Raw genomic sequence first — 21564 nt, 5'->3', positions numbered from 1 at the left:
TTCCGTCACTGCGCCGGGGCCGTTGCCGGCGGCGCTTCGTTGGTCACCCGCAGGATCCCCCACAGCCCCGAGAGGTTGCCGTAGGCGGCGTAGTCGCGGAACAGGTAGTCACCCGCCACCGCGTTGGCACCACCGGCACTGGGCAGCATGAAGCTGAAATGCGCCGCTGGCAGTACGCTTTCCTGAGCACCGATGTACATGGCCATCGGGTTGTAGCCGAAGCGCACCGAACCGATGCCAGGCAGGCTCAGCGGGTAGCCGTCCACGTCACTCTTCTCCGCCTGGTAGTTGTGCAGTGGCCACAGGTGGCCGTCCAACTGGTAGGTGATGCCGCGGCTGCCACCGCTGGGCATCAGCACATGGCTGCGCACAGGCTGGCCGGGCTTGGCATACAGCACTGGGGTTTGCGGGTCACCGCCAACCAGGGCGTTGCTGTAGGCCATGTGCGCGTTGGGCACATCGGCGAAGCCGGAGCCATCGGCATGGCCGAACGGTGCGTCCGGTGCCAGGCCAAAGCGCAGCCACAGCGGTTCGGTCTTGTAGTTCATGGCCATGTTGCCGTTGTCTTTCGGGTCACCCGGCACGCCATTGCCTTCGGTGGCGATGCCTTCGACCGGGCGGCCGTCGGCCCAACGCATGTTCATCGAGCGCTGCCACACCGTTACCAGGTCACGGTAGTCCGGTTGGCCGGTGACCTTGACCGTGGCCTGGGCCCGGCTGGCCGCGTCCTCGGTCCAGGTCGCGGTCTGCGGCAGGATGCTCATGCCACCCACCAAGCCTTTTTGGGGCTGCTTGATGAAGTCCGACGGCATCAGGTTCAGCCCACCGAACTCGATCGCGGTGGTGTTGATGTTGTCCACCGTGCGGCCCAACTGCAGCACCGGCTTGCCCTCGCGCTCCAAGTGGCCGGCGTAGTACTGGTACACCCGGCTTGGGTAGGCACCGCTGTTGCCCACCCGTGGCGGCACGGTCTGGACCGGGTTGGCACCCACGTTGGCACCGTCGGACTTGGTGATGTCGTAGGCCAGCAACTGGGCATGCAGGCCGACATGGCTGGATGGCCGCATCAGGTTGTTGTTGAAGGCCGTGGAACCTTCGCTGTCGAAGCGGTCACGCTTGACCACGTTCTGCATCACGGCCGTGCTTGGCAGGTCCGGCATGACCTGTGGCAGGCGGTTCTCCAGGGTGATGCTGATGCAGTCCCCGGCATTGGCGCGCAGCACCAGCGGCTCCACCGGTACCCCAGCCTTGAGCTTGCCTGTGGTGGTGTCCAGGTCGGCCTTGCGCACGTACAGCACGGCAGTCGGGTCATGCAGTGGCGCGCTGTGCCCGCCCACGGTGAAGGTGGTGCCGTCCTCTTCATCGACAACCGTGACCTGCGGGATGCTGGTCGTGCGGTTATTGAACACCAGGGTACCGCCACTGGCCTTGAGTGGGCCGCCGACATGCTGGCCCGCACCGGCCGGGTCGTTGATGCTCACACCGTTGCGGTTCTCGAGGATGTCGTTGGCCAGCGCCGCGACAATTTCGTAGCTGCGCTTGACCGTGGTACGGGTGCCGATACCGTTGGGGTTGGCCGTGGTTTTCGGGCAGATACCGTCGAAGTTCACGGTATTGCGCATGGCCACGGGTTGCGTGTTGTTCGGCAGCGGGAACAGGTCGGCACGCTGTGCGGTGTAGTTGCGCATCACCCCCCAGATACCGTTCCAGTAGCCTTCCAGGGCGGCGTCCATGGAATACAGGTAATCGCCATTGGTGGCAGCGGAACTGGAAATCATCGAAACCGGGGCCATGAAGCCCATCTGCTCGGAGATCCCGATCATCTGCGACGACTTCCAGCCGGAGTTGGAGCTGTTGCCGAAGCCCGAGCCGTTCTGCAGCCACTTGACGCCGTGCAGGGTCACGTTGTGCTCCTCCTCGTGGCCACCGGCATGCAGGCGCAGGCGTACGTTGTCCCCGGAGTAGGTGCGCAGCATGGGGGTGAACGGGTCACCCGGCTCGCTGCCGGCCTTGTTGATGTGCGGTGGGAACAGTGTGGTGCCGCCGGTGGGGCCGACCGCCGAGGTGATCGCCGACGGGGCCATGTTCATGGCCGGGATCGCACGGTCGGTGCGGCTTTGCAAGGCATAGCTCAGGTCACCGGCGAGGCCGTCTGCCTGCATGCCGCGCTTGCCATCGGGGCCGACCTTGTTCGGGTCGAACACCCGCAGGGCCAGTGGCTCGTTGCGGTAGTTGACGACGAACATGCCAGGGTCATCGACCGAAATCGCCTGTGGGCAAGGCCGGCTTGGGCAGCCGGGGGCCAAGCCGCCGCGCGACTCGACCACCGATTCCAGCAGGTTGGAGGCCTTCTGCCGTACCGGTGGGTTGATGGCGTAGCGGAAGCTGTCGGCGGTGGCCGGGTAGGACTGGCCATTGGGCACACCGTCCGGGCCTGCACCCACGTACACACCCGCTTCATAGGCATGCTGGAAGTCGCTGTACTCGAGGAAGAACTCACGGTAGCTGTCGTTCTTGCCATCGCCATCGTGGTCGCCGGTCTTGATCACCGCTTGCCACGAGGTCGGGCCGCCGTCCTGGCGTGTGGCCGGGTTGTACAGTTGCTCGCCGGTTTCGGCGTGGTACCAGGTAGAGCCGGCAGGCTCGGCCAGCACGGTGGCATACAGCCCGAGCTGCTGGTGGGTCGATGGGCCGAGGTGGTCATGGGTGAAGATGGTGCCCAGGCCACGGTCGACGTTGTTCACGTTCACCAGCGGGTCGGCGAACCAGCGTTGCATGGCCGTGCGCGCGCCCAGCCAGTCGGCCCGGCCGAAGCGGCCGAAGTACGGGTGCTGCTTGGCTTTCGGGCAGGCGGCGGTGCCGTCGCGGCTATCGCCTTCGGTGCAACCGTTGTAGGCGCGGATGGCGTGCACACGCTCGACCACGCTGCCGGGTGAGAGCACCCCATCTTCATAGTTCCAGCCGTTGGCCGAGCCGTCGGCGGCAGTCAGGTCCCACTTGGGCAGGTGAATGTGCTGGCCGATCACGTCGGTCGGGGTGCGCACCTGGTAGTCGTCCATTTCATAGTACGACGGGATCAGGTTGGTGTGGGTGTACATGGTGCAGTCGAAGGTGTTCATGCGCATCACCAGCGGCTCTGGCGGGCGCTGCTTGGTGATGACCGGCCAGGCGTCCTCCCACAGCGCCAGAATGCGCGCCTGCGGGAAGTGATAGCCGACTTTGTTGTACACCGCGTCGAACTGGATGTTGGCACCTTTGTAGATACGCGGGCGGTCGGCAGTGAAGGCGGACGAACCGCGGAAACTCATGCCTGTCAGGCTCTCGCCGCTTACAAACTCACCTACCCCCGAGGTTTGCGTCAGGCGCTTGCCGCGATCATCCATGCACGGTTCATAGAACGGCGCACCGGCGGTGGGCAAGGCGCCGTTGGTGCGGAACGCCTTGGCCACCGGCTGGCTGCCGGGGACAAGGGCGAAACTGGGGTGCTCGGCCTTGGCGTGGAATTGCATGGCGGCCTGCTCGACATCGGTCCCCTCTTCAGGCAGGTAGATGGGCTTGGCCTTGTGCACCACCTTGGAGAAGTCCAGCTTGGTGGTGGTGGTCACCGCCTCGCCGCCTGCAGACACACCGTCCAGCGCATGCCGGCCCAGGCCGCCATCCCAGCCATCGACCTGGTTGGGGTCGAGGTTGGCCCACAGGGCCTTGCCGCTGTTTTTCAACTGCTGGGCCAAGGCGGGGTCGAGCATGTCCAGTGGCGGGGTCGGTGGGCGGTTGCCAACGCTGCTTTCCATGCCACCGATCCAGAACGGATAGCCAGGGTTCTTCAGCGTGCCATCGGCATTGCGGTTGGCATCGGTACGGTCGACCAGCGCCAGCGAGCCGACAGCCTTGCGGATTGGCGATTCATTAGCGTGATCGTCGTCGCCCTCATCCTCTTCATCGTCATCGCCATGGGCGGCGACCAACGCTTCGGACAGTTTGGGCACCACCACCACCTTGCCGGGCATAGGCGCCATGGCCTTGCCAGGCAGCGGCACGATGGCCGGGATCGGTGTACCGGCAACAATTTCACCATCAGGCAAAGCCCGGGCGCCAACGGCCGGCTTGCCGCTGCGCAGAGCGAACGGCGTGGCGTGGAAGCCATTCTCGCCCTGCCCGCTCACTTCCAGCCGGGTACCCTCTTCGAAGACGTCATGCACCCGCCACATGGCCCACATACCCTGGGCGAAGTGCGGGTAGAAGTGGCAGTGGTAGATGGCATCGCCCGCTACACGGTTACGGTTGCCGGAGCCGCCGTTGGCGATCTCATAGGTGTAGCCGATTCCCGGGCCGATACCCTGGGCGTCGATATAGTCGGAGTTATCGTCATTGGGGTTGAACAGCCACTGATGGCCATGCAAGTGGAAGATATGCTGCTCATGGCCGTTGTGGGTGTTGCGGAACTTGGTGAAATCGCCGATGTAGCTGTGGTGCACGTTGGCCGGTTCGGCCGGGTACAGCGCCATATTGGCCTTGACCCCCACGGCACTGGCGGGCGGCGTTTCGCCTGGGCGAATGTTCTCCAGGCCGACGTTGGCCGGTACGTCCACCAGGGTGCCTATATCGCCGACCGTGTGCGCGCTGAGGAAAAATTCTTCGTAGGCGCACGACAGGCAGTCATGCATCGGCCCTACGCCAAGGCGGTTGGCCACCACCTCGGCACCCATGCCGCCAGAGCCGTAGTTGATCATGAACGAGTCGCGTGTCGGTTCCAGCACATGGCCCATCACCGGGTCCGCCCAGTAGCCCGGGAAGGCTTGGGTAGCGGCCACTTCATCGGCGAACTGCGAGGCGAAGTCGCGGAAGGCTTCCAGGCGATTGGGCAGCGCCGGGTTGCGCTTGTTGACACTTTCCAGCGGATAGGTCGAGCGCGGGAAGCTGCCATCCGGGTTAGGGCCCATGACGATGGCGTCGGTTTCGCTGTTGAGGATTTCATTGCCGTCGACCATGGCAATGATCGGTTTGCCTGCCTTGCCCTCGGTGATCCACGGCTCGGCTTGCGGGTAGCGGGCCTGGTAGTCGATCACCGGTTGGCCAGTGGCGGTGCGGCCGGTGGTAGCCAGGCGCATTTCTTCTTCGGTCAGGGTGTTGCGGTAGGTTCGCCCACCTTTGGGCACCACCACCACCTGGCCGAACAGGCCATTGGCAACGTTACCCGCCCCACCCTGGCCGCCAAAGGTTGCGCCCTGGCTGGTGGCGGCGAAGGCCCCCTCGCGCTCGGCGTACAAGGTGTAGCTGCGGGTGTTGCCGGGCGACACCAGGAAGTTGCCATTGCGGCCGGTATTGGCGGCGATGTCGCCAATGCTGCTGACCGCCTGCATGCCGTTCACCTGGAAGCCGACATGCCGGTCATTCACCTGCTCGTCGGCGACAAAATGCTCGCCACCTTCGTTCTCGACCTCGTTCTCCGGGCCTTCTTCTTCGCCTTCGGCCTCGTTTTCTTCAGGGTCGATGCCGTGCTTGTTGGGGTTAGCCTGGTAGGCCAGCAGGTTGGTCAGGTTGACCGTGAGGCAGTCGCCGGCAGCCACGCGCAGCACGATGGGCCGTGGGCGCTTGTCCGGGCGCAGGGTGACCTTGCCCGGTACCGCGGCCCCGCCTTTGCTCAGCGGGACTTGCTTGTCGTCCACCACATCCTCGCGGAGTGCGAACATCATGCCGTTGGCGTTTTGCGCGCCGAGGCGGTTGAACATCAACGGTTGGTCCAGTGCCACCACGTTGGCGACCAAGGTGCGCTGGCACTGCACGGCCGCCTCGCTGGTCGATTCCCAGCCGAGCAGGGCCAGAACGAGTGATGACAGAATGGGGCCTTTGCGTGGCGTAGACATGCTGCACCTCCGGGACACAGGAACTCTGCGGGAGCTGCAGCAAGGTCTATGCCAGAGGCAAATACCATTATTTATCAATAAGTTATGAGATCAATCAAAACAAATTGGGGAGGATCCCCCGGCGACTTTCCCCGAAGTGGGGGGCACTGCGTCGTAAACCGTGAAGGCAACGCGGTCTGTAGGAGCAGCCTTGTGCTGCGAAGAGGCCGACAAATCTGGAAAATATCTTCGGCTGAAAGGGCCTCTTCGCAGCGCAAGGCTGCTCCTACAAGGCTTGTGTTTGCCTTGAGATCGACGTGGGGTTTGCTGTCAGCCAACCAGGCCGCGTACGCAGAAGTACAGGATCGATGGGCCCATCAGGCAGCCCAGGCCGGTATGGAAGGTGGCCGTCAGCGCCCCATATGGCACCAACCGCCGATCCGTCGCGGCCAGCCCGGCGGTCACCCCCGACACCGTCCCCGCCAACCCGCCGAACACCATTGCCGAGCGCGGGTTGTCCAGCGCCAGCAGGCGCGCCGACACCGGGGTGAACACCATCACCAGAATCGCCTTGATCAGCCCGGTGGCAATCGACAGCGCCATCACGTCCGAGCTTGCACCCAGCGCCGCGCCGGTCACCGGCCCGACGATATAGGTCACTGCGCCTGCACCGATGGTGGTCATGCTCACCGCATCGCGGTAACCGAAGGCGTAAGCCACCGCCGCGCCGACAATGAACGGCAGCACGGTGCCCAGCAACAGCGCCACCGCACCGATCATGCCGGCTTTGCGCGCCTCCGTGGCCTGCACCTCGAACGCCGTGGCGACGATGGCGAAGTCGCGCAGCATCGCCCCGCCCATCAGGCCGATACCGGAGAACAGCGCCATGTCAGCCAGGCCTTTCTGCCCACCCGTCACGGTGCCGCCGACCCAGGCCAGCACCAGGCCGATGACGATGGCGATGGCCGAGCCGTGCACGCGGCCGAAGGTGAGGTACTTCGACAGCACGACCGACAGCCACATGATGGCGCCCACCGCTGCAAAGGCAGTGATCAGGCCGTTGTGCTCCAGGGCATTTTCAATGATTGGCCACATGTTCAACGCCCTCCTGCAGGGGCGACCTGCGCACTGGCTTCTGGGGTGGGATCAAGCGCAGGTAAAGGCTCACCGCGATGGCTGCGGCTGATCAGGGCGATGGTCACACCGCACACCAGAACCGCGCCCACCGCTGCCAGCAGCGCCACCGGCCCGCCGTGCAGGGCGGTGACCACGTTCTGCTGGGCGGCCATGGCCACCACCACCGGGATGTACATGGCGCCCCAGAAGCCCACGCCAAACTCGCATTCCTTGCTCATGCCGCCATTGCGCTGCATGTACAGGCGGGCGCAGATCAGCAGGATCATGGCAATGCCAACCCCGCCCACATTGGATTTGACGCCCAGCAGCACGCCCAGGAAGTCGCCGACGATGACGCCGGCCAGCGTGCAGACCGCCAGCAGTGCCACACCATAAATAATCATTGTTGTTTCCTCAGGTAGTTGCCGAAGTTGCTTGTTGTTGTTCTTCGCCATCCGCAAAGCCGCCCTCATCGATCGTCGGCCACCTCCTGGCGCAGCAGCGCATCCAGGGTGTCCCAGCGGGTGCCTTCTACCGCCACCACCCTGCCCTGTTCGAACACCGTCCGGGCCAGCCCGCTGAGTACGCTGCCGGGGGGCATTTCAAGGTGCAGGCGTACGCCACGCTCATAGGCGTTGCGCAACGTAGCACGCCAGTCGACCACCCGCGCCATGTTGCCGGCCAAGTCATCACGCAGGTGCCGTGGGTCAAACACCGGGCGTGCGCGGCTGCCGCTGAGGTAGGTAATGCGTGGCCGCTGCAATTCGACCGTTGCGAAGGCACTCGCCAGTTCCGCCGCCGGGCCATCGAGCAATGGGCAGTGCGATGGCACACTGATCGCCAGACGCCTTGCCACGCCCTGCCCCATGCGCCGAGCTCTGGCAGCCACCTCAGCCATCGCCCTATCGCTGCCGGCAATGACGATCTGGTTATCACTGTTGAGGTTGGCGAGGTAAACCTCACCGCCCACTTCAATCAGCAAACGCTCGACACTGGCCAGGTCCAGGCCACTGAGCGCTGTCATCCCGTAGCCTTGCGGATAGGCCCCCTGCATCAGTTCGCCACGCAAGGCGACCAGGCGCACGGCATCGGCAAAGCCCAAGGCGCCCGCCACGACCGCAGCCGGATAGGCCCCGATCGACAAGCCAGCCACGTAATCCGGCGCTGGGCTGCGTTGCATCAGCCAGCGCGCCCAGGCCACGCCGCTCAGCAGCAGGCACAGCTGCACGGCGCGGGTACTTTGCAAGGCTTGCTGGCTGTCCATGCCCAGCACCTGCTGGCCAAGGGTATCGCTGGCCTCTTCCAACAGTTGCTCGCAACCTTCAGGCAGGCGTTGCAGCATGCCCACCTGCTGGGCGCCCTGGCCGGGGAAGGCGAACAGGCTGCTCATGCGGCACGCTCCAGCGCTGCCCAAGGGTCGCTGACCAGGCGCGGGCCATGGGGCGATTTGAGCAGCACGCGGCGGGCGAAACCGGCCCATTCACGCAGAGCGACCGCACCCAGCGGGGTTTCCAGCTGCACATCGATACGGCACGGCGCGCAGTCGAGGATATCCAGCAGCTCACGCGCCTGGGTGCGGGCCAGTGGTCGTGGTGTGCGCATCAGCAGGTCCAGGTCACTGCCGGCATGCACCACTTCAATGCCGGTCGCAAGCTGGTACCCCACCCCACCCGTCGGTCCCCAGGCCAAGCCGCTGGCCTGCATTACCGGGGCGACCGAGGCCAAAGCCTGCAACGCAGGCCATGGGCTTTGCACCTTCACGCGCAGCACCTCAGGGCTTTGCTGACGCTGGATGTCGGCTACGCGCATCAAGGCGCCCAAGCGCTGCGCCCGGCCCTGACCACGCAGCCCCACGGCCACCCAGCCCTCCTCGCAGGTGGAACGACGCACCACCACCGGTCGGCCGTTCGCCAACACCTCCAGCGCCCACTGCGGCGCATCCGTGGGCAAGGCCGTTGCAGGCATCCCCCACAGCAGGTCGTGCGGCCTTGGCGCGTTCATGTCAAACGCCCTGCCACTGGCGGCGCAGCTGTTCGCGAACCTGACGCGAGGCGCTGCGGTGTTCGCCCGCCAGCCGTGACGACAGGTCGGTCGAGCTGCCGATGTCACGCACCGCTTCCGCCAGGCAGGCCCGCACCTGCGCAATGTCAGCGCTGCTTGGCACCTCGGCGTTGTCCACGGTCAGGCGGCGCCACAGCAAACCCAGCGAGGCGTAGCTACCCAAGTCATAGGCCATGGGCGGCACTTCGGCGGCCAGGGCCTCCAGTTGCTCGATGCTGCGCAGGGTAATCCGCGCCGCCGCCGCCTTGCCCATGGCGTGCACCATCACCCCGGCATCGTCCAGGGCGATCAGCCGCTGGGCTTGATAGCCGTGGGCCAGGAAGGCACCGGACATGGCCTTGCCGACCAGCAGGCCGATCACCGGGTGCCCCGCCAACCGCGCCTGGGCATAGGCCTGCACGGCCGCGGCCAATGCCTGGTAAATGCCCAACGCCTCCTCACGGCGGCCATAGGCCTGGCTGGGTACGTCGATCAACGCAACAATGGCGCGCTTCTGGCCATTGCGATCAGCCTCCACCGCATCGCTGACGGCCTTGGCCAAGCCCCAGCCTTCCAGCAGGCCGACCTCGCCCGAGCGCGCCCGGGGGAATGGGTTGTCGGCATCCGGCACCACGGCGATGAAGCGTGCCAAGCGGTTGTCCAGTTCGCCATCGATGACCCGCAGCGAGGCGGGATAGCCCGGCAAGGCTTGCCCATCGGCCAGGCCCGGCAGCCAGTTCAAGGCTCGATTCATTGGGTTTCTCCTTGGTAAAGGGCGCGCACGGCAGCGGCATCCAGTTGCGGGCAGTCAGCTCCCAGCCGCGCCAGCCGTTCAAGGAACCAGGCGTGTTGGCCGGCGCGGTCCCTGGCAGGCTCGTCCAGCAGTTGCAGCAGGCGCTCGCGCAGGGCCTCGCTGTCGTCAGCCACGTAGGCGTCCACCAGCCCACTGGCATGGCGCTGCTCACCACCGCTAAGGCTCCAGATGAAGGGGCGGTCCTTGGCGTCGTACTCGCCAATGCCCGCCTCCTGTTCGATTACCTGCGGGCCATTGAGGCCCAGACGGGCTTCGCGGGTGACCAGCAAGTGGCTGCACAGGCCAGCGGCGATGGACATGCCGCCAAAACAGCCGACCGACCCTGCGATCAGCCCGACCACCGGCTGCCAGGCACGCAGCTCGACAATCGCCGCCTGGATTTCGGCAATCGCCGCCAGGCCCAGGTTGGCCTCCTGCAAGCGCACGCCGCCGGTTTCCAGTAGCAATACCGCGCAGGTGGGGATGCCGTTGCGGTTGTCTTCGATGGCCAGCTCCAATGCACCTGCGATCTTGGCGCCGCCCACCTCGCCCATGCTACCGCCCTGGAACCCCCCTTCGATGGCAGCGACCACGGCATTGCGCCCATTGAGCCGGCCCTTGGCGATAACCACGCCATCATCTGCCTGGGGCACGATGCCCTGGCGCGGCAGCCACGGCGACATCAGCCGGTCGAACGGGCCCAATAGTTCGCGGAAACTGCCCGGGTCGAGCACGGCGCGGGCGCGCTGGCGGGCGCCCAGTTCGACGAAACTGCGGCTGCGCAGCAAGCGTTCGGTGTCAGTCATGGGCAATCTCCTCAAAGCCTTGCTCCAGGCGCAGGCGCACCACGCCTGGGGTGGCGCCGAAATCATGGATGTCGATGTTCACAGCCGGCCAGGCGCGGCCCTCGAACAGGCGCTGGAACAGTTGCGCCCAGCGGGCAGCACTGCCGTTGACCGAGGTCACCACCTGGATCTGCAGGCTGCCCACAGTGCCGGGCTCGATCAGCACTTCGAGGTCGCCGGAGCTGACGCAGCCCACCAACGTGCGGCCACGCCCAGGTTCAGCGGCGGGGAAAGTAAAGGTCAGGGTTTCCATGTCACAGGCTCCCGGCTTTGTCGAGGAACAGGCAGGCGGCCAGCAAGTCGGCGGCGCCGCCCGGTGAGGCATTCAGGTGCAGCAGTTGCTGGTCCAGCCGGCGCAGTTGCCGGCGCCCTGCCAGGCTGGCGCTGCCGCCTTCGTCGAGTACGGCGCGGGCACCGTGCTGCACGGCGGCCAGCCCGGCTGGGCCGCTACGCCAGAGCACGCAGGTGTCACTGAGCACGGCCATGATCGCCAGCAACGCGTCGAGCCGGGCGTGCGGCTCGCTGGCCCCGGCTGCGCGGCTACGTTGCAGTTGTGGCAAGCCATGGCCGATGACGGCGGGGAAGCCTTGTTGCGCCTGCTCGCGGGCGCCGCCGGTGCCGTAGCGGTGACGCACCTGCAGGCCGTGGCTGTCTTGGCGCGACATGGCTGGGTCGTCGATCAGGGCGATGCGCCCGGCGCGGGCGGCCAAGGTGGTAGCGTTGGCCTGAGGGGCAAGGGCCTTGGCGGCTACCAGCAAGCCCAGCGCCCAGATCGCGCCACGGTGGGTGTTTACCCCGTGGGTGGTGGCCAGCATCGCGGCTTCACCTTCGCGGCCGAGCTGTCCCAGGGTGGCGCGCAGGGGCTGGCCGATTGTTCCGAGGGATTGGGCGGCTTCGGCCATGCTGCGCAGGCATGGCCACAAGGCCAGGGCCGAGGCGTGCATCAGGGCCAGCGTCATGTCGCGGTGGGCACCGTTGCTGCGGCGGTCGACCAGGCCGGGTTTGGGGGACAAGTCGGCTTCGTCGATCAGGGCTTCTACGGCCAGGTCGGCGAGGTGGTCTGGCAGTGAGATTTGCGTTGCCTGGGCTGGCCACTTCGCGGGCACGCCCGCTCCCACAAGGACCGAGGTGGCTTCAAGATTCAGGTTATGTGCCTTCATCACCAGCTCCTGAACCGTGCAGGCGGGTTGTAGAGGCCGCCGGACCACTCGACCAGGTCGGCGATGCTACGGGCGGCCAGCAGTTCGCGGCTGGCGTCGGTGCGGCGGATGCCGAGGTCTTCGGGCAAGGCGACCAGGCCTTGCTGGCGCAGGCGCAGGGTGTCTTTCGGGTCGTGGCGCAGGCCGATGGCGGTAACCCCGGCCACGGCGGCGATCATTTGCTGACGCTCCTCCAGGCTGCGGGCTTTGTAGAGGTAGGCTATGCCCTCCTCGGTCAGCAGATGGGTGACGTCGTCGCCGTAGATCATCACTGGCGCCAGCGGCATACCGGCCTTTTTCGCCACCTCCACGGCGTCGAGGGTTTCCACGAACGTGGGCTTACCGCCTTCCTGGTAGGTCTCGACCATCTGCACCACCAGCTTGCGGCCGCGCTCCAGCAGGGTTTCCGGCACGGTCATGTCGAGCCAGGCCGGGGTGGCGTGACGCCGCCCACGGGGGTCGTGGCCCATGTTCGGTGCGCCACCAAAGCCGGCCAGGCGACCGCGTGTCACGGTCGAGGAATGGCCATCACCGTCCACCTGCAACGTGGCACCAATGAACAGATCGACCGCGTACTGCCCGGCCAGCTGGCACATCATGCGGTTGGAGCGCAGCGAGCCGTCACGGCCCGTGAAGAACACGTCCGGGCGCTGGGCGATGTAGTCCTCCATGCCAAGCTCGGTGCCGAAGCAATGCACGCTTTGCACCCAGCCGGTCTCGATGGCCGGGATCAGCGTCGGGTGCGGGTTCAGCGTCCAGTTACGGCAAATCTTACCCTTGAGGCCCAATGACTCGCCGTAGGTGGGCAGGATCAGTTCGATGGCCGCAGTGTTGAAGCCAATGCCATGGTTCAGTGACTGCACCTGGTGTTTTTCGTAGATGCCGCGAATGGCCATCATCGCCATCAGCACATGCACCGGTTTGATATGGCGCGGGTCGCGGGTGAACAGCGGTTCTATATAGAAGGGCTGGTCGGCGACTACCACGAAATCGACCCAGGACGCCGGGATGTCGACCCGTGGCAGGTCGTCCACGCAATCCACCAACCGGTTGACCTGGGCGATGACGATGCCGTCGCTGAACGCGGCGGGCTCCACCAGTGCCGGGGTGTCTTCGGTGCTGGGGCCGGTGTACAGGTTGCCGTCGCGGTCGGCCATGAACCCCGCCACCAGGGTGACGTTGGGGATCAGGTCGACCAGCAGCCGCGAGTACAGCTCGATGTAGGTGTGGATGGCGCCGACTTCGAGCAGGCCGTCTTCCAGCAACTGACCGATGCGCAGGCTCTGCGGGCCAGCGAAGGAAAAGTCGAGCTTGCGGGCGATGCCGCGCTCGAACAGGTCCAGGTGCTCGGCGCGGCTGACGCTGGGCATGATCATGTGCAGGTCGTGCAGGCGCCCTGGGTCGACCTTGGCCAGCGAGCGCGAAAGGAAGTCTGCCTGCTTCTGGTTGTTGCCTTCGAGCACCACCCGGTCGCCGGGGGCCAGCAGCAGTTCGAGGGCTTCGACGATACGTTCGGTGGGTAGCACCACGCCGTCGGCGAGGTGGCGGACCCGGTCGAGGCGGCGCTGCTTTTCGGCGCGCCGCCGCGACCATTGCGGCGGTGGATTCTGAGTTATTGTCATGGTGACTCCACAGGTTCGCTGTCGTGGAGGTCACCTTAGGGCGGTGCTGCTTGGTGGATCAATCAAGCTCCTGGCGTGTTCATTACGGCCAGGTTAATGAACCACAGTAAAAATGCACGATGCCCCTGCATAATTGTCGATTGTGCAAGGTAAATTTGCATGACAGGATCACGAGATCCTCCAGCGAACTCCAGACTTCACTTGGAAAATCAATAACAAAGCAGGGAGAACGCAATGACTGCGCATGCTCAAACCCCGGCAACTGGTGCTGTATTGGCCGAGGTCCGCAACCAGATCGGCCACCTGACCCTGAACCGCCCTGCCGGCCTCAACGCCCTGACCCTGGACATGGTGCGCAGCTTGCGCCAACACCTGGACCAGTGGGCTGAAGACCCGCAAGTACGCGCCGTGGTCCTGCGTGGCGAAGGCCCCAAGGGGTTCTGCGCGGGTGGCGATATCCGCTCGCTGCACGACAGCTTCAAAGCCGGCGACACGCTGCATGAAACCTTCTTCGTCGAGGAATACGCCCTCGACCTGGTCATCCACCGCTACCGCAAGCCAACACTGGTGTTGATGGACGGCTACACCCTGGGTGGTGGCATGGGCCTGGCCCAAGGCTGCGACCTGCGCGTGGTTACCGAACGCAGCCGCCTGGGCATGCCCGAGGTCGGCATCGGCTACTTCCCTGATGTTGGCGGCAGCTATTTCCTGTCGCGCATCCCGGGTGAGCTGGGCATTTACCTGGGCGTCAGCGGCGCCCAGATCCAAGCGGCCGATGCCCTGTACTGTGGCCTGGCCGACTGGTACCTGGCCAGCGACCAACTCACCGCCCTCGACCGGGGCCTGGACCAACTGAGCTTCGGCGACAACCCGCTCAAGGACCTGCAAAGCCTGCTGGCCAAACTCGGCACCCAGGTGCTGGGCGATGCACCCTTGGAACAACTGCGCCCGGTCATCGACCACTTCTTCGCCCTGCCCGACCTGCCTGCCATCGTCGAGCAACTGCGCGCGGTGAGCATCGGCGACAGTCACGCCTGGGCCGTGGCCACCGCCGACCAGCTGGAAAGCCGCTCGCCATTGGCCATGGCGGTTACCCTGGAGATGCTGCGCCGAGGCCGTCAGCTGAGCCTTGACGACTGCTTTGCCATGGAGCTGCACCTGGACCGCCAGTGGTTCCAGCATGGCGATATCGTCGAAGGCGTGCGCGCCCTGATCATCGACAAGGACAAGCAACCGCGCTGGAACCCGCCGACCCTGGCCGCGCTGCATCGTCAGCGGGTCGACCAATTCTTCGAAGGCCTGTGAGCCCGGGAGTACACAGATGCAAGACCTGGAACTGAGCGAAGAACAGATCATGATCCGCGACATGGCCCGGGACTTCGCCCGTGGCGAAATTGCCCCGCATGCCCAGGCCTGGGAAAAGGCCGGCTGGATCGATGATGGCGTGGTGCGCAAGATGGGCGAACTGGGCCTGCTGGGCATGGTGGTACCGGAAGACTTCGGCGGCAGTTACACCGACTATGTCGCCTATGCCCTGGCGGTGGAAGAGATCGCCGCCGGCTGCGGCGCCACCGGGGCGATGATGAGCATCCACAACTCGGTAGGCTGCGGCCCGCTGCTGGCCTATGGCACTGCCGAACAGCAACAGCAATGGCTGCCACGGCTGGCCAGCGGCGAGGTCATCGGCTGTTTCTGCCTGACCGAACCGCAGGCCGGCTCCGAGGCGCACAACCTGCGCACCCGCGCCGAGCTGGTGAATGGCCAGTGGGTGATCAACGGCGCCAAGCAGTTCGTCAGCAACGCACGCCGTGCCGGCTTGGCCATCGTTTTCGCAGTGACCGACCCGGAGCTGGGCAAGAAAGGCCTGTCGGCGTTCCTGGTGCCCACCGACAACCCTGGGTTCAAGGTAGACCGCAGCGAGCACAAGATGGGCATCCGCGCCTCCGACACCTGCGCGGTCACCTTCGACAACTGCAGCATCCCTGCCGCCAACCTGCTGGGTGAACGTGGCAAGGGCCTGGCCATTGCCCTGTCCAACCTCGAAGGCGGCCGTATCGGCATTGCCGCCCAGGCCTTGGGCATCGCCCGCGCCGCATTCGAGGCTGCGCTGGTCTACTCACGTGACCGCGTGCAATTTGGCAAACCGATCAACGAACACCAGAGCATCGCCAACCTGCTGGCCGACATGCAGGTCCAGGTGAACGCTGCGCGCTTGCTGATCCTGCATGCCGCTCGCCTGCGCAGCGCCGGCAAGCCGTGCCTGTCAGAAGCGTCACAGGCCAAGCTGTTCGCTTCGGAAATGGCCGAGCGGGTGTGCTCGATGGCGATCCAGGTGCATGGCGGGTATGGCTACCTGGAAGACTACCCGGTGGAGCGCTATTACCGGGATGCGCGGATCACCCAGATCTATGAAGGGTCGAGCGAGATCCAGCGCATGCTGATTGCGCGGGAGCTAAAGCACTACCCCCTGTAACACCCTCCCCTGTAGGAGCAGCCTTGTGCTGCGAAGAGGCCGGTACTGGCAAAACACTACGTTGTCAGGACCGGCCTCTTCGCAGCACAAGGCTGCTCCTGCAGGCTACCGATGCAACCTGGTCGATACAGCTGTCAGCGCCAGTACCGCGTATCGTCCACCACCCTGGCATGCCCCTCGAACAACGCGGGCAACTGCTCCTTGAGGTAGTCGATCCAGGTCCGCACCTTGGCATCCAGGTAATGCCGCGACGGGTACATCGCGTACAGCGCACTTTCCCGCAGCCGGTACGGCGCCAGCAGCCGGCACAAGCGCCCTTGCTCGATCGCCTGGCTGGCGGTATAGAACGGCAGCAGGCCAATTCCCATGCCTAACTCACTGGCCACCAGCATGGCGTCGGCAACGTTGGTGGAGAAATTGTCGCTTGGCGTGATCACGCATTGGTCCACCCCCTGAGGGAACACCCAGTCGCCTTCATACATCGGGTAAGCCATGCGCAGGCAGCGATGCGCATGCAGGTCCTCGGGGCGCTCAGGCACGCCATTGCGGTCCAGGTAGCTGGGTGCTGCGCAGGGGATACTGAAGATATTGCCAAGCGGTACGGCAATCAGCTGTGAGTCCGGCAGCGCCCCATCCACGGTGATCACCACGTCATGCCCTTCAGCCAGCGGGTCAGGATTGCGCTGTGACAGCGTAAGCTCGATCACCACTTCCGGGCACAACGCGTTGTAGCCGGCCACTAGCGGCATCAGCAACAGCCCCAGGCCGTGCGGGCAATGCAAACGCAGATGGCCCCGAGGTGTAAGGTGCGCGCCTCGGGCTTCGCCCACCGCTTCTTCGGTCAGCAGCATGATCTGCCGTGCGCGCTCCAGAAACCGCTCGCCCGCCTCGCTCATGCGCAAGCGCCGGGTGGTGCGGTGCAGCAGTCGGGTCTGCAACTGGTTCTCAAGCTCCGCGACGATCCGCGAAACCTGCGCAGCAGAAATGTCCAGGGCATTGGCGGCTGCAGCGAAGCTGCCACATTCCACCACACGGGCGAAGGTACGCATGGCATGCAGCATGTCCATGAGGGAGTGCTCCTTGTTCGGCCTTATTCTTGCGTTACAGGCAGGAATCTATCACGGCTTAGCCCATTTATTGTGGATGACCAACGAATAGATCATTAGCCATACATTGAAAAAGGAGCCTGCCATGAAACGTTCGATCGCTGTCCTTGCCGTTGCCGCTACCTTCGCTACGTTCGGTGCCCTTGCCGACACGGCCAAGAACCCGCCAGTCGATAGCACCTATGAATACGGCATGCCGCTGGACGTGGCCAAAGTCATCTCCATCACCCCAGCCAGCAATGCCGCCGATTGCCAGGTGGGCACCGCACACATGGTGTACGTCGACCATCAGGGCCAGAAGCGCGAAGTCGACTACCGGGAAATGGGCAACTGCTCGCAGCAGTGAGTCAGGCCAGCACTTGGGTGATCCAGCCCACCTGCTGGTTGAAATCGTCGACTTTGCCCTGCGGCACCGCATCACGGGCCCGCTGGAAATTGACCAGGGTCTGCTGCTTCTGCCGTAGCATGCGCCGCCACTTGACCAGAAACGCCTCGCTTTTTTCCTGCATCAGCACAGGGCCGAAATACAGCTGTTCAGCGCTATAGACGCCCTTGCCCGGCTCGGCGACGATGATTTCGTAGTCGAAGCGGTTCTCCCGTAACAGCTCTTCGCTGACGATCTGGTAACCATTGCCCGCCAGCCACTGGCGCAACTCGCGCTCGCCGCCATTGGGCTGCAGTACCAGGCGCGTGACGCCGCCCAGGCGCTGCTTGCCGGCCTCGAGGATCTCGCACATGGTGTCGCCGCCCATACCGCAAATACTGACCACAGAGATACGGTCTTGCGGCTCGACCGCAGCCAGGCCGTCGGCCAGGCGCACGGTTACCCGTGCTTGCAGGCCGTTTCTGCGCACATTGCGCTGGGCCGAAGCGAACGGCGTCTGTGCCACTTCACCCGCCACGGCGGCCTCGAGCACGCCACGCAGCATCAGGGCCACAGGCAGGTAGCCGTGATCCGAGCCAATGTCGGCCAGGCGCGCGCCCTGCGGCACATGAGCGGCCACGCGTTCCAGGCGTTGGGACAAAGTCTGTTCGTTCAACATAAACCTCTGGGTTCAGCAATCGGCCGCGATTCTGACGGCGAACGCCGCACATTTCAAACACCGGGGTACCCTCGACCGAGCGGGTGCGCTCGCGTAGGCTTGCCGTTTTCCTTCCGTTGCAAGGCAAAACACACCATGGCAAATGCAGACATCATCTACACCCCGGACCCGGACGCCGAGTCGATTTCCTCCGACGTCGCCGAGTACAACGGCGTGCTGGTCACCACCCAGATCCCGACTCACGCCGATGGCAGCCTGGAGCTGGGCGACATCGTCGCGCAGAGCGAATGCACTTTGCAGGCACTGAAAGTGGCCCTGGAAAAGGCCGGCAGCGGCATGGACCGCGTGCTGCACCTGACCATCTACCTGACCGACATGGCCGACCGTGCCGCGTTCAACGAGGTGTACCAGCGCTTCTTCAGCAAGCCCTGGCCGGTGCGTGCCGCCGTGGGCGTGGCCTCGCTGGCGTTCGAAGGCATGCGCGTCGAAGTGACGGCGATGGCCGCCAAGCGCTGATCCACCGGTAAGGGCCCTATCGCCGGCAAACCCTGTGCAATCTTTATGGGAGCCCGGCTTGCCGGCGATAGGGCCGGTACAAGCAATACACCTCCCAGCACCCCGATGATGCCGTCAGCCCGTTTCGCCGCTACAATGCCCGCCTAAACCGTGACAGCCCGAAAATATAACGACATGTCCCTTCCAAAGAATCACCTGGAACTGCTCAGCCCTGCCCGTGACGTGGCCATCGCCCGTGAAGCGATCCTGCACGGCGCTGACGCCATCTATATCGGCGGCCCGAGCTTCGGCGCGCGCCATAACGCCTGCAACGAAGTCAGCGATATCGCCGAACTGGTCGAGTTCGCCCATCGCTACCATGCACGCGTGTTCACCACCATCAACACCATCCTCCACGACAACGAGCTGGAACCGGCGCGCAAGCTGATCCACCAGCTGTACGACGCGGGCGTCGACGCACTGATCGTGCAGGACCTTGGGGTAATGGAGCTGGACATCCCGCCCATCGAGCTGCACGCCAGTACCCAGACCGACATCCGTACCCTGGAGCGGGCCAAGTTCCTCGACCAGGCCGGCTTCTCGCAGCTGGTGCTGGCACGTGAGCTGAACCTACAGCAAATTCGCGCCATCGCTGCCGAAACTGATGCCGCCATCGAGTTTTTCATCCACGGCGCGCTGTGCGTGGCGTTCTCCGGCCAATGCAACATCTCCCACGCGCAAACCGGCCGCAGCGCCAACCGGGGCGACTGCTCGCAGGCCTGCCGCCTGCCCTACACCCTGAAAGATGACCAGGGCCGCGTGGTGGCGTTCGAGAAACACCTGCTGTCGATGAAGGACAACAACCAGACCGCCAACCTGGCTGATCTGGTGGATGCCGGCGTGCGCTCGTTCAAGATCGAGGGCCGCTACAAGGACATGGGCTATGTGAAGAACATCACCGCCCACTACCGCAAAGAGCTCGACGCCATTCTCGAAGGCCGCCCGGAGTATGCCCGTGCGTCCAGCGGCCGGACCCAGCACTTCTTCCTGCCCGACCCGGACAAGACTTTCCATCGCGGTAGCACCGACTACTTCGTCACCGACCGCAAGGTCGATATCGGCGCCTTCGACTCGCCAACCTTCACCGGCCTGCCAGTCGGCGTGGTGGAAAAGGTCGGCAAGCGTGACATGCAAGTGGTCACCGACGTACCGCTGACCAACGGCGACGGCCTCAATGTGCTGGTCAAACGCGAAGTGGTGGGTTTCCGCGCCAACATCGCCGAGCCGCGTGGCGAGTTCGAGGAAGACGGCAGCAAGCGCTACCGCTACCGCGTCGAGCCCAACGAAATGCCCGAAGGCCTGCACAAGCTGCGGCCCAACCACCCACTGTCGCGCAACCTCGACCACAACTGGCAGCAGGCCCTGCAACGCACCTCCTCCGAACGTCGGGTCGGCGTGGAATGGCACGCAGTACTGCGCGAGCAGCGCTTGATGCTGACCCTGAGCAGTGAAGAGGGCGTGAGCGTGCAAGTGGCTTTGGACGGCCCGTTCGGCACGGCCAACAAGCCGCAGCAGGCACTGGAGCAACTGCACGACCTGCTCGGCCAGCTGGGTACCACGCTGTACCATGCCGACAGCATCCAGCTGGATGCCCCGCAGGCGTTCTTCATCCCCAACTCGCAGCTCAAGGCCCTGCGCCGCGAAGCCATCGAGGCGCTGACCGAAGCACGTATCCAGGCGCACCCGCGCGGCGGGCGCAAGGCCGAGACCACGCCGCCGCCGGTGTACCCCGAGTCGCACCTGTCGTTCCTGGCCAACGTGTACAACCAGAAGGCTCGCGACTTCTACCACCGCCACGGCGTGCAACTGATCGACGCGGCCTACGAGGCCCATGAAGAGCACGGCGAAGTGCCGGTGATGATCACCAAGCACTGCCTGCGCTTCTCCTTCAACCTGTGCCCCAAGCAGGCCAAGGGCGTGACAGGCGTGCGCACCAAGGTGGCGCCGATGCAGCTGATTCAGGGGGACGAAGTGCTGACCCTGAAGTTCGACTGCAAACCGTGCGAAATGCATGTGATCGGCAAGATGAAGAACCACATCATCGACCTGCCGACGCCAGGTAGCGCGGTGGCACAGGTGGTGGGGCATATCAGCCCGGAAGATTTGCTGAAGACGATTCCGCGCGGGGCGCATTGATCGTTAACCGGTGACGGCCCTTTCGCAGCACAAGGCTGCTCCTACACGAATTCAACGCCGTACCTGTAGGAGCAGCCTTGCGCTGCGAAGCGGCCAGCAAAGACACAAAAAAGTCTCATACGAGACTCTAAAGCTTGATCCCCCACCCATTTTCTGCACAATAAATGCCCTGCGACCCCACGCGAGGCATGCCGATGCACCCCACTCCCCACGATGAACGCCTGCTCAAGGCCCTGGCCCACGCCATCGTGGTCCACCCCCGCGCCACGCTCAAGGAGCTGGCCGAAACCGCCGGCGTCAGCAAAGCCACCCTGCACCGCTTCTGCGGCACCCGCGACAACCTGGTGGCCATGCTCGAAAACCATGGCGAGCAAGTGCTTAACCAGGTCATCGAAAATGCTCACTTGCACACTGCCGAACCCCTGGCCGCTGTGCGCCACCTGATTGCCGAACACCTCAAGCACCGTGAAATGCTGGTGTTCCTGATGTTCCAGTACCGCCCCGATACGCTGCTGGGTGACAGCGACGACCGCCGCTGGTTGGCCTATACCCGGGCGATGGACGCGTTTTTCCTGCGTGCGCAACAAATGGGCGTGTTGCGCATCGACATCAGCGCAGCGGTGTTTACCGAAGTGTTCATCACCCAGATCTACGCCATGGTCGACGCCGAGCGACGCGGGCGTGCAGCCAGTGCCAACTCGGCGCAGGCCTTGGAGCAATTGTTCCTGCAAGGGGCGCTGGCCAGGGGCTAAGGCCATTAGTCTACACGCAAAAAAAAAGGCCCCTGGGCACA

18 protein-coding genes are annotated in these 21564 nt (G+C 64.7%); 6 read left to right on the top strand and 12 right to left on the bottom strand.

Annotated elements, in window-relative coordinates:
* Positions 1 to 5 precede the first annotated feature (5 nt).
* The 10 genes from mnxG to mdcA all read right to left on the bottom strand — a co-directional run bounded on the left by mnxG (position 6) and on the right by mdcA (position 13458).
* Complete coding sequence (gene mnxG, locus ACNFBR_RS13975; RefSeq protein ID WP_416735444.1) at positions 6 to 5864, bottom strand: manganese-oxidizing multicopper oxidase MnxG; 5859 nt, start codon at positions 5862 to 5864, stop codon at positions 6 to 8.
* A 309-nt stretch (positions 5865 to 6173) separates the two neighbouring features.
* Positions 6174 to 6938, bottom strand: coding sequence for a malonate transporter subunit MadM (madM, locus tag ACNFBR_RS13970; protein ID WP_110742368.1), 765 nt, complete (start codon positions 6936 to 6938; stop codon positions 6174 to 6176).
* A 2-nt stretch (positions 6939 to 6940) separates the two neighbouring features.
* A complete protein-coding gene (gene madL / locus ACNFBR_RS13965) occupies positions 6941 to 7363 on the bottom strand; it encodes a malonate transporter subunit MadL (RefSeq protein ID WP_416735443.1) in 423 nt (140 codons plus the stop codon).
* A gap of 65 nt (positions 7364 to 7428) precedes the next feature.
* The gene (gene mdcH, locus ACNFBR_RS13960) at positions 7429 to 8349 is read right to left on the bottom strand and encodes a malonate decarboxylase subunit epsilon (RefSeq protein WP_416735442.1); all 921 of its coding nucleotides are present in this window, start codon (positions 8347 to 8349) and stop codon (positions 7429 to 7431) included.
* Positions 8346 to 8960 (bottom strand): malonate decarboxylase holo-ACP synthase, encoded by a 615-nt coding sequence (locus ACNFBR_RS13955; RefSeq protein ID WP_416735441.1) that lies wholly within the window; start codon positions 8958 to 8960, stop codon positions 8346 to 8348. The genes mdcH and ACNFBR_RS13955 overlap by 4 nt, the downstream gene beginning before the upstream one ends.
* Before the next feature lies 1 nt (position 8961).
* Positions 8962 to 9753: a biotin-independent malonate decarboxylase subunit gamma gene (mdcE, locus tag ACNFBR_RS13950; RefSeq protein WP_416735440.1), complete on the bottom strand. Its 792-nt coding sequence runs from the start codon at positions 9751 to 9753 to the stop codon at positions 8962 to 8964.
* On the bottom strand, positions 9750 to 10598 hold the full coding sequence (locus tag ACNFBR_RS13945) for a biotin-independent malonate decarboxylase subunit beta (RefSeq protein WP_416735439.1): 849 nt from the start codon (positions 10596 to 10598) through the stop codon (positions 9750 to 9752). Before ACNFBR_RS13945 ends, mdcE begins: the two co-directional genes overlap by 4 nt.
* Positions 10591 to 10890, bottom strand: a complete 300-nt coding sequence (locus ACNFBR_RS13940; protein ID WP_416735438.1) for a malonate decarboxylase subunit delta — start codon at positions 10888 to 10890, stop codon at positions 10591 to 10593. Before ACNFBR_RS13940 ends, ACNFBR_RS13945 begins: the two co-directional genes overlap by 8 nt.
* Before the next feature lies 1 nt (position 10891).
* Positions 10892 to 11797: a triphosphoribosyl-dephospho-CoA synthase gene (locus tag ACNFBR_RS13935; protein ID WP_416735437.1), complete on the bottom strand. Its 906-nt coding sequence runs from the start codon at positions 11795 to 11797 to the stop codon at positions 10892 to 10894.
* Positions 11797 to 13458 carry a malonate decarboxylase subunit alpha gene (mdcA, locus tag ACNFBR_RS13930; RefSeq protein ID WP_416735436.1) on the bottom strand — a complete coding sequence of 554 codons (1662 nt, stop codon included), beginning with the start codon at positions 13456 to 13458 and terminating at the stop codon, positions 11797 to 11799. The genes ACNFBR_RS13935 and mdcA overlap by 1 nt, the downstream gene beginning before the upstream one ends.
* Positions 13459 to 13692: 234 nt before the next feature.
* Here mdcA and ACNFBR_RS13925 point away from each other — a divergent pair, with 234 nt between their 5' ends.
* Complete coding sequence (locus ACNFBR_RS13925; RefSeq protein WP_416735435.1) at positions 13693 to 14763, top strand: enoyl-CoA hydratase/isomerase family protein; 1071 nt, start codon at positions 13693 to 13695, stop codon at positions 14761 to 14763.
* Between the two features lie 16 nt (positions 14764 to 14779).
* On the top strand, positions 14780 to 15931 hold the full coding sequence (locus ACNFBR_RS13920; RefSeq protein ID WP_416735434.1) for an acyl-CoA dehydrogenase family protein: 1152 nt from the start codon (positions 14780 to 14782) through the stop codon (positions 15929 to 15931).
* A 134-nt stretch (positions 15932 to 16065) separates the two neighbouring features.
* On the opposite strand, the gene ACNFBR_RS13915 is transcribed toward ACNFBR_RS13920, so the two are convergent.
* Positions 16066 to 16998 (bottom strand): LysR family transcriptional regulator, encoded by a 933-nt coding sequence (locus ACNFBR_RS13915; RefSeq protein ID WP_416735433.1) that lies wholly within the window; start codon positions 16996 to 16998, stop codon positions 16066 to 16068.
* 124 nt (positions 16999 to 17122) lie between these two features.
* On the opposite strand from ACNFBR_RS13915, the gene ACNFBR_RS13910 reads away from it, so the two are divergent.
* Positions 17123 to 17383 carry a DUF2790 domain-containing protein gene (locus ACNFBR_RS13910; RefSeq protein ID WP_416735432.1) on the top strand — a complete coding sequence of 87 codons (261 nt, stop codon included), beginning with the start codon at positions 17123 to 17125 and terminating at the stop codon, positions 17381 to 17383.
* Between the two features lies 1 nt (position 17384).
* On the opposite strand, the gene ACNFBR_RS13905 is transcribed toward ACNFBR_RS13910, so the two are convergent.
* A complete protein-coding gene (locus ACNFBR_RS13905) occupies positions 17385 to 18077 on the bottom strand; it encodes a tRNA (adenine(22)-N(1))-methyltransferase (protein ID WP_416735431.1) in 693 nt (230 codons plus the stop codon).
* A gap of 138 nt (positions 18078 to 18215) precedes the next feature.
* On the opposite strand from ACNFBR_RS13905, the gene ACNFBR_RS13900 reads away from it, so the two are divergent.
* The 3 genes from ACNFBR_RS13900 (at position 18216) to ACNFBR_RS13890 (ending at position 21523) form a co-directional block, all read left to right on the top strand.
* Entirely contained in the window at positions 18216 to 18596 is a 381-nt protein-coding gene (locus ACNFBR_RS13900) for a RidA family protein (protein WP_416735430.1), read from the top strand.
* Positions 18597 to 18770: 174 nt separating this feature from the next.
* Positions 18771 to 20771, top strand: coding sequence for a peptidase U32 family protein (locus ACNFBR_RS13895; protein WP_416735429.1), 2001 nt, complete (start codon positions 18771 to 18773; stop codon positions 20769 to 20771).
* A 194-nt stretch (positions 20772 to 20965) separates the two neighbouring features.
* A complete protein-coding gene (locus tag ACNFBR_RS13890; protein ID WP_416735428.1) occupies positions 20966 to 21523 on the top strand; it encodes a TetR/AcrR family transcriptional regulator in 558 nt (185 codons plus the stop codon).
* The last annotated feature ends 41 nt before the right edge of the window (positions 21524 to 21564 follow it).

This window comes from Pseudomonas sp. NY11955, from assembly GCF_048068035.1.
In the GTDB taxonomy this organism is placed as follows: domain Bacteria; phylum Pseudomonadota; class Gammaproteobacteria; order Pseudomonadales; family Pseudomonadaceae; genus Aquipseudomonas.
Note: the sequence above shows the minus strand (reverse complement) of the source record. Positions and strands in the feature narration are given on the sequence as shown.

Bases quoted from the DNA above. Each gene is read 5' to 3' on its own strand.
- ACNFBR_RS13915 (WP_416735433.1), bottom strand. From the start codon at position 16,998: ATGGACATGCTGCATGCCATGCGTACCTTCGCCCGTGTGGTGGAATGT.
- madM (WP_110742368.1), bottom strand. From the start codon at position 6,938: ATGTGGCCAATCATTGAAAATGCCCTGGAGCACAACGGCCTGATCACT.
- ACNFBR_RS13900 (WP_416735430.1), top strand. From the start codon at position 18,216: ATGGCAAATGCAGACATCATCTACACCCCGGACCCGGACGCCGAGTCG.
- ACNFBR_RS13955 (WP_416735441.1), bottom strand. From the start codon at position 8,960: ATGAACGCGCCAAGGCCGCACGACCTGCTGTGGGGGATGCCTGCAACG.
- ACNFBR_RS13895 (WP_416735429.1), top strand. From the start codon at position 18,771: ATGTCCCTTCCAAAGAATCACCTGGAACTGCTCAGCCCTGCCCGTGAC.
- ACNFBR_RS13945 (WP_416735439.1), bottom strand. From the start codon at position 10,598: ATGACTGACACCGAACGCTTGCTGCGCAGCCGCAGTTTCGTCGAACTG.
- ACNFBR_RS13935 (WP_416735437.1), bottom strand. From the start codon at position 11,797: ATGAAGGCACATAACCTGAATCTTGAAGCCACCTCGGTCCTTGTGGGA.
- ACNFBR_RS13890 (WP_416735428.1), top strand. From the start codon at position 20,966: ATGCACCCCACTCCCCACGATGAACGCCTGCTCAAGGCCCTGGCCCAC.
- ACNFBR_RS13920 (WP_416735434.1), top strand. From the start codon at position 14,780: ATGCAAGACCTGGAACTGAGCGAAGAACAGATCATGATCCGCGACATG.
- mdcE (WP_416735440.1), bottom strand. From the start codon at position 9,753: ATGAATCGAGCCTTGAACTGGCTGCCGGGCCTGGCCGATGGGCAAGCC.
- ACNFBR_RS13940 (WP_416735438.1), bottom strand. From the start codon at position 10,890: ATGGAAACCCTGACCTTTACTTTCCCCGCCGCTGAACCTGGGCGTGGC.
- mnxG (WP_416735444.1), bottom strand. From the start codon at position 5,864: ATGTCTACGCCACGCAAAGGCCCCATTCTGTCATCACTCGTTCTGGCC.
- madL (WP_416735443.1), bottom strand. From the start codon at position 7,363: ATGATTATTTATGGTGTGGCACTGCTGGCGGTCTGCACGCTGGCCGGC.
- mdcA (WP_416735436.1), bottom strand. From the start codon at position 13,458: ATGACAATAACTCAGAATCCACCGCCGCAATGGTCGCGGCGGCGCGCC.
- ACNFBR_RS13925 (WP_416735435.1), top strand. From the start codon at position 13,693: ATGACTGCGCATGCTCAAACCCCGGCAACTGGTGCTGTATTGGCCGAG.
- ACNFBR_RS13910 (WP_416735432.1), top strand. From the start codon at position 17,123: ATGAAACGTTCGATCGCTGTCCTTGCCGTTGCCGCTACCTTCGCTACG.
- mdcH (WP_416735442.1), bottom strand. From the start codon at position 8,349: ATGAGCAGCCTGTTCGCCTTCCCCGGCCAGGGCGCCCAGCAGGTGGGC.